Consider the following 12,930-nt stretch of genomic DNA (forward strand, 5'->3'; position numbering starts at 1 on the left):
CACGATGACCCAGCCTCCGACGGACCCCCGGCGCCTCAGCGCCGACGGGCCGATCCGCACGTTGCTGGTCGCCAACCGCGGTGAGATCGCGCTCCGGGTGATGCGCACCTGCGCCCGCCTCGGCATCCGCACCGTCGCCCTGCACACCGAGACCGACCGCCACGCCCCGCACGTGCGCGCCGCCGACGACTCGGTCCACGTCGACAGCTACCTCGACATCGACGCGGTGGTCGAGGCCGCCCTGCGGTCGGAGGCCGACGCGGTGCATCCCGGGTACGGCTTCCTCAGCGAGCGCGCCGCCTTCGCCCGCGCGCTCGAGGCCGCCGGCGTCACGCTGGTCGGCCCCACCGCCGAGGTGATGGACCTGATGGGCCGCAAGGACCGGGCCCGCGAGGTCGCGCTCGCCGCCGGCGTCCCCGTGGTGCCCTCCTACGGCCTCGACGACGACCCGGCGACGTTCGCCTGGCCGGTCCTGGTCAAGGCCGCCGCCGGCGGCGGCGGCAAGGGGATGCGGGTGGTCCGCGACGAGGCCGACTACGACGCGGGCGTGGCCGCCGCGCGGCGGGAGGCCGGCAGCGCCTTCGGCGACGACACCCTGCTGGTCGAGAGGTACGTCGAGTCCGGCCGGCACATCGAGGTCCAGGTGATGGCCGACGCCCACGGCCACGTCGTCCACCTCTTCGAGCGCGACTGCTCCACCCAGCGCCGTCACCAGAAGGTGCTGGAGGAGGCGCCGGCGCCCACGATCACCCCCGAGCAGCGCGCCGAGATCACGGCGTCCGCCGTGGCCCTGGCCCGGCAGGTCGGCTACCGCGGCGCCGGGACGGTGGAGTTCCTGCTCGACGACGCCACCGGAGAGTTCTACTTCCTGGAGATGAACACCCGCCTCCAGGTCGAGCACCCGGTCACCGAGGCGGTGGTCTCGACCGGCTCGGCTGCAGAGGGACCCCTCGACCTGGTCGAGCACCAGATCCGCGTGGCCGCCGGCGAGCCGCTGGCGCTCCGTCAGGAGGAGCTGCACCTCGCCGGCCACGCCATCGAGGCGCGGGTCTACGCCGAGGACTCCTTCGGCGGCTTCCTGCCGCAGGCCGGCACCGCCTCGCTGGTGCGCTGGCCCGACGGTCCCGGCGTCCGGGTCGACCACGCCCTGGAGAGCGGGCAGGTGGTCAGCACCTCCTACGACCCGATGCTGGGCAAGGTGGTCGTGCACGGGCCGGACCGCGAGTCCGCCCGCCTCGGCCTGGTCGCCGCCCTGGACCGCACCGCGATCCTCGGTCTGACCACCAACACCGGCTTCCTCCGGGCGCTGGTCGCCTCCGAGGAGTTCCGCGACACCGACATCGACACCGCCTGGCTCGACCGGGTCACCCTCGCCGCGCCCGACGCGGAGGTGCCGCTGGCGATCGCCGCCTGGACCGAGGCCGCGCTGCTCGACGTCCGGGTCACCGGCGGGCCCGCCGGAGACCCCTTCGCCGCCGACGGCTGGCGGCTGGCCGGCGACGCCGCCCCGGTGCTGGTCGAGCTGGAGCACGACGGCGAGGTGCGGACCCTCGCCGTCGACCGGCGCCGCGGCGTGGTCCACGAGGGCGGCGACGAGGGGCGCCTGTACGCCGTCGAGGAGCTCGAGGTGGCCCGCCACGTCGTGGTGCTGCGGGTCGACGGCCGCCGCCACCGCGCGGTCGTCCACGTGGCGCCGCACGCGGTGGAGGTGGTCCACCGGGGCCACCGCCACCTCTTCGCCCGGCCCGACGTCTTCGGCGCCCACGCCGCCGTCGTCGGCGACGGCGTCCTCACCGCGCCGATGCCCGGCACGGTGCTGGAGGTGACGGTCGCCGAAGGCGAGAGGGTCGCCGAGGGCCAGGTGCTGGGCATGATGGAGGCCATGAAGATGGAGCTCTCCCTCAAGGCGCCCTTCGCCGGCGTGGTCACCGCGGTCTCCGCCGTCGCCGGCGCCCAGGTGGCGATGGGTGCCCCGCTCTTCGTCGTCGAGGAGGTCGCCCCGTGAGCGACCCCGCCACCCCCGCTGCCGCCGCTGCCGCCGCTGCTGCCGCGGGACGTCATCGCGAGGGGTCGTCGGAGCGACCGCTGCCGATGACGTTCGGCGCCGAGGGGCTGCCGGCGCAGGTGACGGTCTACGAGGTCGGCGCCCGCGACGGCCTGCAGAACGAGCAGACCGTGGTGCCGGTCGAGGTCAAGGCCGAGATGGTCACCCGGCTCCACGAGGCCGGACTGCCGATCCTCGAGGCGACGAGCTTCGTCCACCCGAAGTGGGTGCCGCAGCTCGCCGACGCCGCCGAGCTGATGGGCCTGCTGGTCGACCGGCTCGGCGACGCTGCCCGCCGGATGCCCGTCCTGGTGCCCAACGAGCGCGGCCTGGACCGCGCGCTCGAGCTCGGTCTCGAGCACGTCGCCGTCTTCGGCTCGGCGACCGAGACCTTCGCCCGCAAGAACCTCAACCGCAGCTACGACGAGCAGTTCGCGATGTTCGAGCCGACCGTACGGCGTGCCCGGGACGCCGGCCTGGAGGTGCGCGGCTACCTCTCGATGTGCTTCGGCGACCCGTGGGAGGGGGCGGTGCCGCCGGCGCAGGTCGTGCGCGCCGGCGTCCGCCTGCTGGAGCTGGGTGCCGGCCAGCTGAGCCTGGGCGACACCATCGGGGTCGCCACCGCGGGCCACGTCAAGGCCCTGGTCGCCGCCTTCGCCGAGGCCGGGGTCGGCGTCGACCGGCTGGCGATGCACTTCCACGACACCTACGGCCAGGCGCTGGCCAACACCCACGCCGCCCTGCAGGCGGGGATCACCACGTTCGACGCCAGTGCCGGCGGCCTCGGCGGCTGCCCCTACGCCAAGTCCGCGACCGGCAACCTCGCCACCGAGGACCTGCTCTGGATGCTGCGGGGCCTGGGCATCGAGACCGGGGTCGACCTCGACGCGGTGGTGGCGACCAGCGCGTGGATGGCCGACCGGCTCGGCCGGCCCAGCCCTTCGGCGGTGGTGCGCGCACTCGCCGGAACCGGTGGGCTGGCAGAATCCGAGGCATGAGCAACCCGGTCGTCTACCTGCACATCGGTGCCCCGAAGACCGGGACCACCTACCTGCAGGACCGGCTGACCCGCAACGCCGCCGAGCTGGCGCGTCACGGGGTCACCATCCCCACCAAGAACCGCTTCATCCCCGCCGACCTGTTCCAGTTCCGGGCGGCACTGGACCTGCTCGACCAGGACTGGGGTGGCCGCCCCGGCCACATGGACGGCCACTGGGACGCCCTGGTCGCCAAGACGCGCCGGGCCAGCGGGACGGTGATCGTCAGCCACGAGATCCTGGCGGCGGCCAAGCCCGACAAGATCGCCAAGGCGATGAACGACCTCGCCGGCCTCGAGGTGCACGTGGTCTACTCCGCCCGCGACCTCGGCCGCCAGCTGCCGGCCGCCTGGCAGGAGACCATCAAGCAGGGCCGCCGGTGGACCTACCGCAGGTTCCTGGCCAAGATGGAGCGCGGCGAGACCTGGTTCGGCAAGGCCTTCGACCTGCCCACCGTGCTCTCGCGGTGGGGCGCCAAGCTACCCCCCGAGCGGGTCCACCTGGTCACCGTCCCGCACGGGCGCGCCGGCGACGTGCTCTGGGAGCGGTTCTCCGCCGCCTTCGGCATCGACCCCGCCTGGGCGCCCCTGGACAGCGAGCGCTCCAACCGGTCGCTGGGGATCGCCGAGGTGCAGCTGCTGCGCAAGCTCAACCGGCGCCTCGGCCTCGACCTGCGCACCGAGCCGACGTACGACGTGCTGGTGCGGCAGATGCTCGCCCAGGGCGAGCTGGCCAACCGCGAGTCCCAGCCGGTGACCCTGCCGCCGGACCGCTACGACTGGGCCGACCAGCAGGCCACCGCCTGGATCGACTGGATCGCCTCCTCGGGCATCGACGTGGTCGGCGACGTGGAGGACCTGCGGCCCCGCCGACCCGACCCCGAGACCCGCTGGGTCAACCCCGACAAGGTCCGGGCCCGGCCCCAGCTGGCCGCTGCCATGGACGCGCTGACCGCCATGACCCACGAGGCGGCGGCCCGCGCCGACGGCCAGGGCGTCACGGGCCTGATCCGCACCCGGACCCAGCAGCTCCTCGGCAAGTGACGCCGTCCGTGTCTGGCGACAGCGGCCGGGACCGCGCCTGGGGATGGGTGCGGCACCTGCTCGACGGCGGCACCACCGAGTGGTCCCAGTGGCACACCGCGGCCGAGCCCGCCGGCCGGGTGGTGCCGGGGGCCCAGCAGCTGGAGCTGCTGCGCCGGCTCAACGCGACCGGCCGCGAGGTGCCGCCCGAGCTGGCCCGCCGGGTGCTGGAGGCCAGCGCCCCCGGCCGGGGGCGGCCCGACCTGGAGCTGGAGGGCGCGGGGCAGGACTCCCGCTTCGGTGCCCGCCCGGTGGACCCCAGCCGGCTGCCGGAGGAGGAGCTGCTCCGGGTCGCCACCTACCTGCTCACCCAGGACCTCGTCGAACTCGGCCCGGTGGCGCGGCGCGCCGACGCGCTGCCCCGCCCGTGGCGCCGCCGCTACCGCCTGGTCGGCGACCCGCTGCTGGCCGACCCGGTCCGGCGTGACCTGGTGGCCCGCGGCCGCCCCCCGCGCCCGGGCGGCGAGATCGTGGTGCTCGGCGCCGACCTGGACCGGATGCTGGCCGACGCCTGGACCGCCAACTGCTTCGACCACGGCGTCGGCAGTTGGCCCTCCTGGCTGGAGACCTGGCACCAGCGCAACGAGGTGCCGCCGCGGGTCGACCTGCCCAGGGTGGTGCGCACCTGGGAGCAGCGCCGCGGCCGCGAGCACGTGCACGTGCTGCTCGAGGGCACCCCGCAGTGGGCCGGGCTGCCCCGCCTGGTCGGTGTACGCCGTCTGCCCGTGCCGCCGCGGCCGGGCGAGGAGGCCGCCGAGCTGGCCCGGCGGGTGGCCGCGGTGCTGGGGCTGATGGTCACCGGCCCGCGCCGGACCCTGCTGCTGCGCGAGGGGCTGCTGCCCCGGCTGCCGGCCGACGTCTTCGTGCCCCTGGGTGCGCTGGGTGCGCGGGGTGACGGGCGAGGCGCAGGCGGGGCCACCGGCGGGCAGGGCGGCGCCGTGCTGCCCGAGGTGACCGACGAGCACCGCGACTGGGTGGAGCGGCGGGCCGGGCGGATGAGCCGCCGGCTCGGCCGCGCTGGCTACCCTGTCGACCTGGTGCCCGCCGCCGGGGTCGACGCGCCGCGGCGGGACTCCGCGCCGGGCGGCGGACCCGACGGCGTACTCTCCCTGGCGGTGCGGATGCTCCTGGGTGGCTGGAAGGAAGCGGTGTGACAGGCGTGGCGGGAGCCGAGACGGGCGCGGGCGCACCGGCGCGCCGGCGGGTGCTGGTCCACGTCGGCACGCCCAAGACCGGCACCTCGCACCTCCAGGACGTGCTGTTCCGCAACGCCGAGGTGCTGCGCGAGCACGGCATCTCCTACCCCGCCGAGCGGTTCGACGCCCACTTCCTCGCCGCCCTCGACCTGATGAAGCTCACCTGGGGTGGGCTGGAGCTCGAGGCCGTCGGTGCCTGGGACCGGCTCGCCGAGCAGGTGCGGGCGTGGCCCGGCACCTCGATCGTCAGCCACGAGATCCTGGCCACCGCCTCCCGGATGCAGGTCGACCGGGCGCTCACCTCGCTGGCCGGCGAGGACGGCGCCGACGCCGAGGTCCACCTGATCCTCTCGGTGCGCGACCTGGTGCGGCAGATCCCGGCGGAGTGGCAGGAGAACGTCAAGCACCGCAGCACGATCAGCTATGCGAAGTTCCTCCAGCAGATCGCCGACCCCGACCGCGACAGCCGGATCGGCTCCTGGTTCTGGGGCGTGCAGGAGCTGCCCGACATCATCAACCGGTGGGGGTCGACCATCCCGCCGGAGCGCATCCACCTGGTCACCGTCCCGGCGCCGGGTGCCCCGCGCGACGAGCTGTGGCAGCGGTTCAGCACCGCCTTCGGCCTCGACGGGATCGACCTCGACCTGACCCCCCAGCGGGCCAACCCGTCGCTGGGGGTCGCCGAGACGGCCCTGCTGCGGCGGATCAACCGGCAGGTGGTCAAGACCGTCGACCCGGCCGACTACCGCCCGCTGGTCCGCGAGCTCCTCGCCCACCAGACGCTCTCGCGCCGCGAGGGGTCGCCCCGGCTGGCGCTCCCGCCCGACCTGCACGCCTGGGCGCGCGGGCTCTCGACCACCTGGGTGGAGGAGATCGAACGGCGCGGCTACGACGTGGTGGGGGACCTCAAGGACCTGCTGGGCGCCGCGGAGCCGGGCCCGTGGGCCGACCCCGACGAGCCCGAGGAGGCGGCCGTCTCACGGGCCGCGGTCGACGCGATCTCGGCCCTGCTGGTCGAGGGCGCCCGGCTCCGGCACGTGGAGGCCGACCTGGCCCACCAGCTCCACGAGACCCGGGCCGCGCTGGAGCGCTCCTACCTGCGGCCCACCTACCGGCTGCGCGAGCGACTGGTCCGGCTGATGGAGGAGAGCCGGCTGGGGCGCGGGGCGCTGATGGTCTACCGACGGGCCCGGGGCAGGAGCTCCCTGCCGGCGTAGCGGCCGGCCTGCCAGGTGGAGTAGCCGTCGGCGCCGGCCCCGACCACGCCGCCGAGCACCGGGATCCGCCGGCCGGCCACGGTCGCGAGCCGCTTGCCCGCGACCTTGGCGATCAGCACGTTGGCCACCTCGGCGGCGATGAGGCCGGCCAGCGCCGCCTCCACGGCCGGCGCCGTGGCCAGCGCCATCGGGGTGCCGGGGATCTTCTTCCGCTTGACCAGGTCGTCGACGACTTCCTCGGTGAGCAGGATGGCGAGCACCGCGTTGCGGACCCGGGGGTCGTCGAGGTCGTGGCCGCGCAGGTGGGCGATGCCCGCGATCATCCGGCACTGGATCAGCGCCAGGCCGGCGATGTTGGCCGGCAGGGCGACCGCGAGGGTGACCAGGCCGCCGAGGTTGGTGCCGAAGCCCTGGGCGCCGGCCAGCCGGACGTGGTTCTCGATCACCTCGTGGATCGCGCGGTCGACGTCGCCGCGCTGCTCGGCCAGCTGCTTGTCGGCCGCCTTGGCCGCCGGCGGGAGGGGCCCGACGCCGTCCACCGCCCGCCGGAACGCCTCCAGCACTGCCCGGCTGGTGTAGCCGGGTGCGAGGTTGCCCACCTTGGGGGCGAGCCGTTTGCCGATCGAGCCTGGGATCCCCATGGCGCCCAGCCTAGGCCGGGGCGCGCAACCACGGGCGAAAGGTTAGGTTGTCAGGGTGCCTGTGGAGCCGCCGCCCTCACCCTGGGCCTTCGAGATGCTGGGTGCGCCGGGCCGGATGGATCCCGAGGAGGATCTGGTCGCGATCGGCGCCGACCTGGCTCCCGGCACGCTGCTGGCCGCCTACCGGCACGGGCTCTTCCCGATGCCGTCGGGCAGCCCGGGCGACCCGCCGTACTGGTTCTGCCCGGTGCGCCGCGGCGTGCTGCCGCTGGACGGCCTGCGGGTCTCCCGGTCGATGCGCCGCTCCGCACGCGAGTTCGAGATCCGGGTCGACTCCGCCTTCGACGACGTGGTGGCGGCGTGCGGCGACCCCGCCCGCCGTGACGGCTGGATCGACGTCGACATCCGCCGCGCCTACGGCGACCTGCACCGCCTCGGCTGGGCGCACTCGGTGGAGGCCTGGCGGGACGGCCGCCTGGTGGGAGGGTTGTACGGCGTGGCGATCGGCGGGCTCTTCGCCGGCGAGTCGATGTTCCACCGGGCCACCGACGCCTCCAAGGTCGCGCTCATGGCCCTGGTCGACATGCTGCGCGACGAGCACGCCGACCGGCGCCTGCTCGACGTGCAGTGGAGCACCGACCACCTGGCCTCGTTGGGAGTGGTCGAGCTCGACCGGCGCGCCTACGCCACCCGGCTCCGGGTCGCGCTGGAGGCGCCCCTGCCCGCGCCGTTCACCCGCTGAGGCGGCGGACGGCCGGAATGAGGCGCATCTCACATGAGACCCAACGGTGCGCTCATTGGTGTCCATGCGGCACTCTGTGCTCATGAAGTCCGCACGCCTCGCCTGGGTCCTGCTCCTGGTCGGGCTCGCGGCGCTCGGGTGCGGGGGCGAGGAGCCGGAGCCGGAGGCCAGCACCGAGCAGCGCTACTGCAGCGCCTACCGGGACTTCTTCAACGAGCGCGCCGAGCAGGACCTCGGGACCTCCGACTCCGAGGTGGTGGCCACCTTGAAGAAGTGGGGCCGCCAGATGGCCGAGATCGGGCCCCCGGAGGGCATGTCGGAGGAGGGCCGCGCCGGCCACCGGACCTGGAGCGAGCTGATCGCCCAGGTCGACGACGACGCCGACCAGGAGGACGTGGTCGCGCTGGAGTCGGAGCTGACCGAGAAGCAGCTGGGGGAGGTCGAGGAGTTCTTCGCCTACAACGACTCGACCTGTCTGGGCAGCCGCCGTACGGGAGTGCCGCAGGAGTCGCCGACCGACTGACCCCGGCGTCGCGTCACTTCAGCAGCCGGCTCATCCGCCGGTCGGCCAGCGGCTTGCCCCCGGTCTGGCAGGTGGGGCAGTACTGGAGGCTGGAGTCGGCGAAGCTGACTTCGCGGACCGTGTCGCCGCAGACCGGGCAGGTCTGGCCGGTGCGGCCGTGCACCGCCAGGTGCGACTTCTTCTCACCCTTCAGCTCGCTGGCCGCCAGCCCGCTGCTGCGCTCGACGGCGTCGCCGAGGGTGACCTTGATGGCGTCGTGGAGCACCGCCAGCTCGTCGTCGTCGAGGCTGTTGGCCGGCTTGAAGGGCGACATCCGCGCGGCGTGCAGGATCTCGTCGGAGTAGGCGTTGCCGATGCCGGCGATGGTGCCCTGGTGGCGCAAGACCCCCTTGAGCTGGGACCGTCCCGCGGCCTGGAGGATCTCGTGGAGCGCCTGCGGGGTGAACTCCTCGACGAGGGGGTCCGGGCCCAGCCTGGCGATGCCCTCGACCTCGGCGGGGTCGCGCACGACGTAGGCGGCGAGGCTCTTCTTGGTGCCGGCCTCGGTGACGTCGAGCCCGTTGGTGTGGCCGGCGTCGTCCTCGTCGAGCACGATCCGCATGGCCAGGGGGTTCTTGGAGCTGGGCTTGGCGGGCAGCGCCGGCACCTGCTCGCGCCAGCGGATCCACCCGGCCCGGGCCAGGTGGATGATCAGGTGGATCCCGCCGGCCTCGATGTCGAGGAACTTGCCGTGCCGACCCACCCGGTCGACCAGCGTGCCGTGCAGCGCGGTCAGGGGCGGGTCGAAGGTCTTGAGCGCGTTGAACGCCGCCAGGTCGATCCGGGTGATCGGCCGGTCGCGGAGTCTCCGGTCGAGGTCGTGGGCGAGGGCCTCGACCTCGGGCAGCTCGGGCATGCCCCCGAGCCTAGACCCCGGGCGCCCCCGCGGCACCGGCCCGACGTCTCCTCCCACCCCGGGCTCCGCGCCCCGTCTGCCGTTCGCTTGCCCAATCTAGGCGTCCGGCTAGAGAGCCGGATACCGTGCCATCGTGGACCCCATCAGGAACCCGTACGCCCCCGGCGCGGGACAGCGCCCGCCCGAGCTCGCCGGTCGCGACGAGCAGCTCCGCGCCTTCGACGTGGTCCTGGAGCGGATCGCGGCCGGGCGGCCCGAGCGCTCCCTGGTGCTCACCGGCCTGCGCGGGGTCGGCAAGACCGTCCTGCTCAACGCGCTGCGCTCGGCGGCGGTCCGCAAGCGGTGGGGGACCGGGAAGCTCGAGGCCAGGCCCGACCAGGGGCTGCGGCGCCCCCTGTCCAGCGCGCTGCACCAGGCGGTCCGCGAGCTGGGCCACCCGCGGGCCGAGGACGCCGACCACGTGCTCGGGGTGATCCGCGCCTTCGCCCAGCGCGACGCCGGGGTCGGCGCCAAGCTGAAGGACCAGTGGAACCCCGGCATCGACGCCCCCGTGGTGCGCGGCCGCGCCGACTCCGGTGACATCGAGATCGACCTGGTCGAGCTCTTCACCGACGTCGGGGGGCTGGCCGCCGACGTCGGCAAGGGCGTGGCGATCTTCATCGACGAGATGCAGGACCTCGGCCCCGACGACGTCTCGGCCCTCTGCGCCGCCTGCCACGAGATGAGCCAGAGCGGGCTCCCGATGATCGTGGTCGGCGCCGGGCTGCCGCACCTGCCGGCGGTGCTCTCGGCGAGCAAGTCCTACTCCGAGCGCCTCTTCCGCTACCAGCGCATCGACCGCCTCTCCCGGGAGGCCGCCGACCGGGCGCTGGCCACCCCGGCCGAGGAGGAGGACGCCTGCTTCACCGAGGACGCGCTGGCCTCCATGTATGCCGCCACCGGCGGCTACCCCTACTTCATCCAGGCCTACGGCAAGGCGGTCTGGGACCTCGCCCCGCGCTCGCCGATCACCGGCGACGACGTGGCGGTGGCCTCGCCGGAGGCGGAGGCGGAGCTCGCGGTCGGCTTCTTCGGCTCCCGCTACGAGCGGGCGACCCCGGGCGAGCGGGAGTACCTGCGGGCCATGGCGGACGCCGCCGTGGCCATCGCGGAGGCGGGCGAGGAGGAGCTCGACGACATCGCCTCGGTGCCCACCGCCGAGGTCGCGGCCATGCTGGACAAGAAGCCGCAGTCGCTCTCCCCGGCGCGTGACGCGCTGCTGAAGAAGGGGCTGATCTACTCCGGCGAGCGGGGCCGGATCGCCTTCACCGTCCCGCACTTCGGCAGGTACCTGCGCGAGCGCGGCTGAGTCGCCGGGGCGCTGGGAGGCGGAGGTGACCTGGCTCATGCGGTAGGTAAAGTCCTGCGCATTCGCCCGGTGGCTGCGGGTCCCCGCACCTAGCCTGTCGCCCATGGTGAATGGCAACCTGGCCGACCGCGTGGCCGCGGGCCCCTACTGGGGGCTCGTGCGACCCGTGATGCTGCCCGTCGAGCAGCCGGTCCACCTGGCGCACCTGCGGTGCGTCCAGGGCGCCCAGGACTACTCGGGCACCCTGTTCGTCACCAGCCACCAGATCATCTGGCGCACCATCGACCCGCGGATGCCCGAGGGCTCCGCCTTCGAGATCCGCTTCCCGGAGCTGATGGACGTCGAGCGCCCCTCACGGGTGGCGATGTTCCACGCCTTCCGCCTGGTCACCGAGGAGAACGGGCGTCCGGTCGACGTCTACTTCTTCCCCCAGCACAAGACCGAGGTCGACCGCATCCTGTGCGACCGGATGTACGACGCCGTGCGCAGCAGCTGGCAGCAGCACCTCGACCTGCGGGACTCCGCCGCCACCGCCTGACCACTGCCTGACCACCGCCAAACCACCGCCAAACCACCGCCTGACGGCACCGAACGGCGCCCGCAGCCTCTCAGCCGTCGAGCGTGCCCCGCGCGAGGCTCTCCCCGGAGTGGGTCGGGTCCCCGTCGCCGGGCTCGTAGGAGATGTCGACGATCCGGTAGCCCTCGTCGAGCAGCTCCTCGGGGAACTCGAAGTCGCCGGCCTCCCCGTCGTTGAGCAGGCCGAGCGAGATCATCCGGGTGCCGTCGACGTTGATCAGCCACACCTCGCGGATGCCCTCGGGTCCGTCTAGCTCCTGGGCCTGGACCTGGAGCACCACCCGGTCGTCGTCCTCGCGCCGGACCTGGGCGCGGCCCCGGTCCTGAGCGGCGGCGTCGAGCGAGGCCAGCTTGGCGGTGCTCACCACGGTGGGCTCGGGGGACGCCTCGGGGGCCTCGTCGCCGTCGCCGGCGAGCAGCATCCCGCCGCCGAGCCCGACGAGGAGCGTCACCGCGGCGGCGGCCCCCGCCATCCACGTCGGGACGCCGCGGCGCCGCGCGGCGAGGTCGGAGACCGTCGCCCCGTCACCGGCCCGGTCACCGGCCCCGCCGGCCATCGGGACGGGGGCCGGGACGGGGGCCGGGACGGGAGCGGCAGGACCGGTCGACCGGGTCCCGGGGGAGGGGCTGGGAGCCGAGGCGCCGGCGGTCGCGGGCTGCTCCTGCTCGATTCCTGCGATCTCCGCGGAGATGGCCGCCCAGACCGAGGGCGGGGGCGTCACCAGCACCTCGTCGCCGGCAGCCGAGGCCACCGCGAGGATCTCGCGGAGCGCCTCGACCTCGGCGCCGCAGTCGGCGCAGGCCTCGGCATGGGCGCGGGCCCGGTTCAACGTGTCGTGATCGGGCCCGTCGTGACCCGCCTCGTGGTCTCCGGGCTCGTGACCCGTCTCGTCGAGGGCGAGGGCGGCGAGGAGCTGGTCGTCGACGTGCGCGTCCCGGTCGTCATGCGGTTGCACGGTTCACCTCCTCCAAGGTCTTGCGGAGCTGGGCAAGTCCCCGCCTGACGTGGCTCTTCACGGTGCCGAGCGGCAGCCCCAGGCGGGCGGCGACCTGCTCGTGGGTGAGGTCCTCGTGGAAGGCCAGTCGCAGGATGGTGCCGCGGGGGTCACCGAGGCTCTCAAGATGTTGGGCGACGACCAAACGGTCGACTAGACCGGCCTCGTGGTCGGTGCCGGTGCCGGCGGCCCCGGTGAGCTGGGCCTGCTCCCCGGTGGCCTGGGCCGCCGCGGCGGAGACCCGGTGGGCGTCGCGGGCCCGCTCGGCCCGGCGGTCCGCGATGCGGTGCCGGGTGATCCCGATCAGCCAGGCCGGCAGCGCGTGCTCCGTGGGGACCAGGGTGTGCCGGCTGCGCCATGCGGAGACGAAGACCTGCTGGGTGACGTCCTCGGCCTCGTGGTGGTTGCCCAGCGCCCGCAGGGCCACCGTGTGGACGAGCGAGGACCACCGGCGGTAGGCCTCCGCCAGCATCTCGCCGTCGCCGGCGCCGAGGCCCACGGCGACCTCGCCGGCCGTCGGCTCGGGCCCGGCGGGCCCGACGGTCATCGTCACGGCGCTCACGCTACCCCGAGCACGGTGGGTCCGGGGGATCACCCACCGTGCCCGGGAGCGTGGAGAGGTCGCCCGCACGGT

Annotated in this window: 13 protein-coding genes; 9 read left to right on the forward strand and 4 right to left on the reverse strand. The window is 74.4% G+C overall.

The window, feature by feature from the left end; all coding sequences use genetic code 11:
• Positions 1-4: 4 nt before the first annotated feature.
• The 5 genes from AC4BG9_RS15830 to AC4BG9_RS15850 are packed head-to-tail and all read left to right on the forward strand — an operon-like array spanning position 5 to position 6,576.
• A complete protein-coding gene (locus AC4BG9_RS15830; protein WP_490572076.1) occupies positions 5-2,005 on the forward strand; it encodes an acetyl/propionyl/methylcrotonyl-CoA carboxylase subunit alpha in 2,001 nt (666 codons plus the stop codon).
• Entirely contained in the window at positions 2,002-3,042 is a 1,041-nt protein-coding gene (locus tag AC4BG9_RS15835; protein ID WP_490572077.1) for a hydroxymethylglutaryl-CoA lyase, read from the forward strand. Before AC4BG9_RS15830 ends, AC4BG9_RS15835 begins: the two co-directional genes overlap by 4 nt.
• Positions 3,039-4,124: a hypothetical protein gene (locus tag AC4BG9_RS15840; RefSeq protein WP_490572078.1), complete on the forward strand. Its 1,086-nt coding sequence runs from the start codon at positions 3,039-3,041 to the stop codon at positions 4,122-4,124. Before AC4BG9_RS15835 ends, AC4BG9_RS15840 begins: the two co-directional genes overlap by 4 nt.
• An 8-nt stretch (positions 4,125-4,132) precedes the next feature.
• Positions 4,133-5,317: a hypothetical protein gene (locus AC4BG9_RS15845; RefSeq protein WP_490572079.1), complete on the forward strand. Its 1,185-nt coding sequence runs from the start codon at positions 4,133-4,135 to the stop codon at positions 5,315-5,317.
• Positions 5,314-6,576, forward strand: coding sequence for a hypothetical protein (locus AC4BG9_RS15850; RefSeq protein ID WP_490572080.1), 1,263 nt, complete (start codon positions 5,314-5,316; stop codon positions 6,574-6,576). Before AC4BG9_RS15845 ends, AC4BG9_RS15850 begins: the two co-directional genes overlap by 4 nt.
• Here AC4BG9_RS15850 and AC4BG9_RS15855 read toward each other — a convergent pair.
• On the reverse strand, positions 6,537-7,217 hold the full coding sequence (locus tag AC4BG9_RS15855; protein WP_490572081.1) for an EcsC family protein: 681 nt from the start codon (positions 7,215-7,217) through the stop codon (positions 6,537-6,539). The genes AC4BG9_RS15850 and AC4BG9_RS15855 overlap by 40 nt on opposite strands.
• 55 nt (positions 7,218-7,272) lie before the next feature.
• Here AC4BG9_RS15855 and aat point away from each other — a divergent pair, with 55 nt between their 5' ends.
• Both aat and AC4BG9_RS15865 read left to right on the forward strand, forming a co-directional pair.
• Complete coding sequence (gene aat / locus AC4BG9_RS15860; RefSeq protein ID WP_490572082.1) at positions 7,273-7,959, forward strand: leucyl/phenylalanyl-tRNA--protein transferase; 687 nt, start codon at positions 7,273-7,275, stop codon at positions 7,957-7,959.
• An 82-nt stretch (positions 7,960-8,041) separates the two neighbouring features.
• Positions 8,042-8,482, forward strand: coding sequence for a hypothetical protein (locus AC4BG9_RS15865; RefSeq protein WP_490572083.1), 441 nt, complete (start codon positions 8,042-8,044; stop codon positions 8,480-8,482).
• A gap of 13 nt (positions 8,483-8,495) precedes the next feature.
• Here the strand turns inward: AC4BG9_RS15865 and AC4BG9_RS15870 are convergent, their stop codons facing one another.
• Positions 8,496-9,377 (reverse strand): Fpg/Nei family DNA glycosylase, encoded by an 882-nt coding sequence (locus AC4BG9_RS15870; RefSeq protein WP_490572084.1) that lies wholly within the window; start codon positions 9,375-9,377, stop codon positions 8,496-8,498.
• 133 nt (positions 9,378-9,510) lie between these two features.
• Between AC4BG9_RS15870 and AC4BG9_RS15875 the strand changes: the two genes are divergently transcribed.
• A complete protein-coding gene (locus AC4BG9_RS15875) occupies positions 9,511-10,725 on the forward strand; it encodes an ATP-binding protein (protein ID WP_490572085.1) in 1,215 nt (404 codons plus the stop codon).
• A gap of 103 nt (positions 10,726-10,828) precedes the next feature.
• Positions 10,829-11,263, forward strand: a complete 435-nt coding sequence (locus AC4BG9_RS15880) for a hypothetical protein (RefSeq protein WP_490572086.1) — start codon at positions 10,829-10,831, stop codon at positions 11,261-11,263.
• A gap of 70 nt (positions 11,264-11,333) precedes the next feature.
• Here AC4BG9_RS15880 and AC4BG9_RS15885 read toward each other — a convergent pair whose 3' ends face one another.
• Both AC4BG9_RS15885 and AC4BG9_RS15890 read right to left on the reverse strand, forming a co-directional pair.
• Positions 11,334-12,257 (reverse strand): anti-sigma factor, encoded by a 924-nt coding sequence (locus tag AC4BG9_RS15885; RefSeq protein ID WP_490572087.1) that lies wholly within the window; start codon positions 12,255-12,257, stop codon positions 11,334-11,336.
• Positions 12,244-12,843 carry an RNA polymerase sigma factor gene (locus AC4BG9_RS15890; protein ID WP_490572109.1) on the reverse strand — a complete coding sequence of 200 codons (600 nt, stop codon included), beginning with the start codon at positions 12,841-12,843 and terminating at the stop codon, positions 12,244-12,246. The genes AC4BG9_RS15885 and AC4BG9_RS15890 overlap by 14 nt, the downstream gene beginning before the upstream one ends.
• Between the last annotated feature and the right edge of the window lie 87 nt (positions 12,844-12,930).

The sequence above is a fragment of the Nocardioides sp. Z40_12 genome, assembly GCF_058215795.1.

Bases quoted from the DNA above. Each gene is read 5' to 3' on its own strand.
- AC4BG9_RS15870 (WP_490572084.1), bottom strand. From the start codon at position 9,377: ATGCCCGAGCTGCCCGAGGTCGAGGCCCTCGCCCACGACCTCGACCGG.
- AC4BG9_RS15830 (WP_490572076.1), top strand. From the start codon at position 5: ATGACCCAGCCTCCGACGGACCCCCGGCGCCTCAGCGCCGACGGGCCG.
- AC4BG9_RS15865 (WP_490572083.1), top strand. From the start codon at position 8,042: ATGAAGTCCGCACGCCTCGCCTGGGTCCTGCTCCTGGTCGGGCTCGCG.
- AC4BG9_RS15890 (WP_490572109.1), bottom strand. From the start codon at position 12,843: ATGACCGTCGGGCCCGCCGGGCCCGAGCCGACGGCCGGCGAGGTCGCC.
- AC4BG9_RS15880 (WP_490572086.1), top strand. From the start codon at position 10,829: ATGGTGAATGGCAACCTGGCCGACCGCGTGGCCGCGGGCCCCTACTGG.
- AC4BG9_RS15840 (WP_490572078.1), top strand. From the start codon at position 3,039: ATGAGCAACCCGGTCGTCTACCTGCACATCGGTGCCCCGAAGACCGGG.
- AC4BG9_RS15855 (WP_490572081.1), bottom strand. From the start codon at position 7,217: ATGGGGATCCCAGGCTCGATCGGCAAACGGCTCGCCCCCAAGGTGGGC.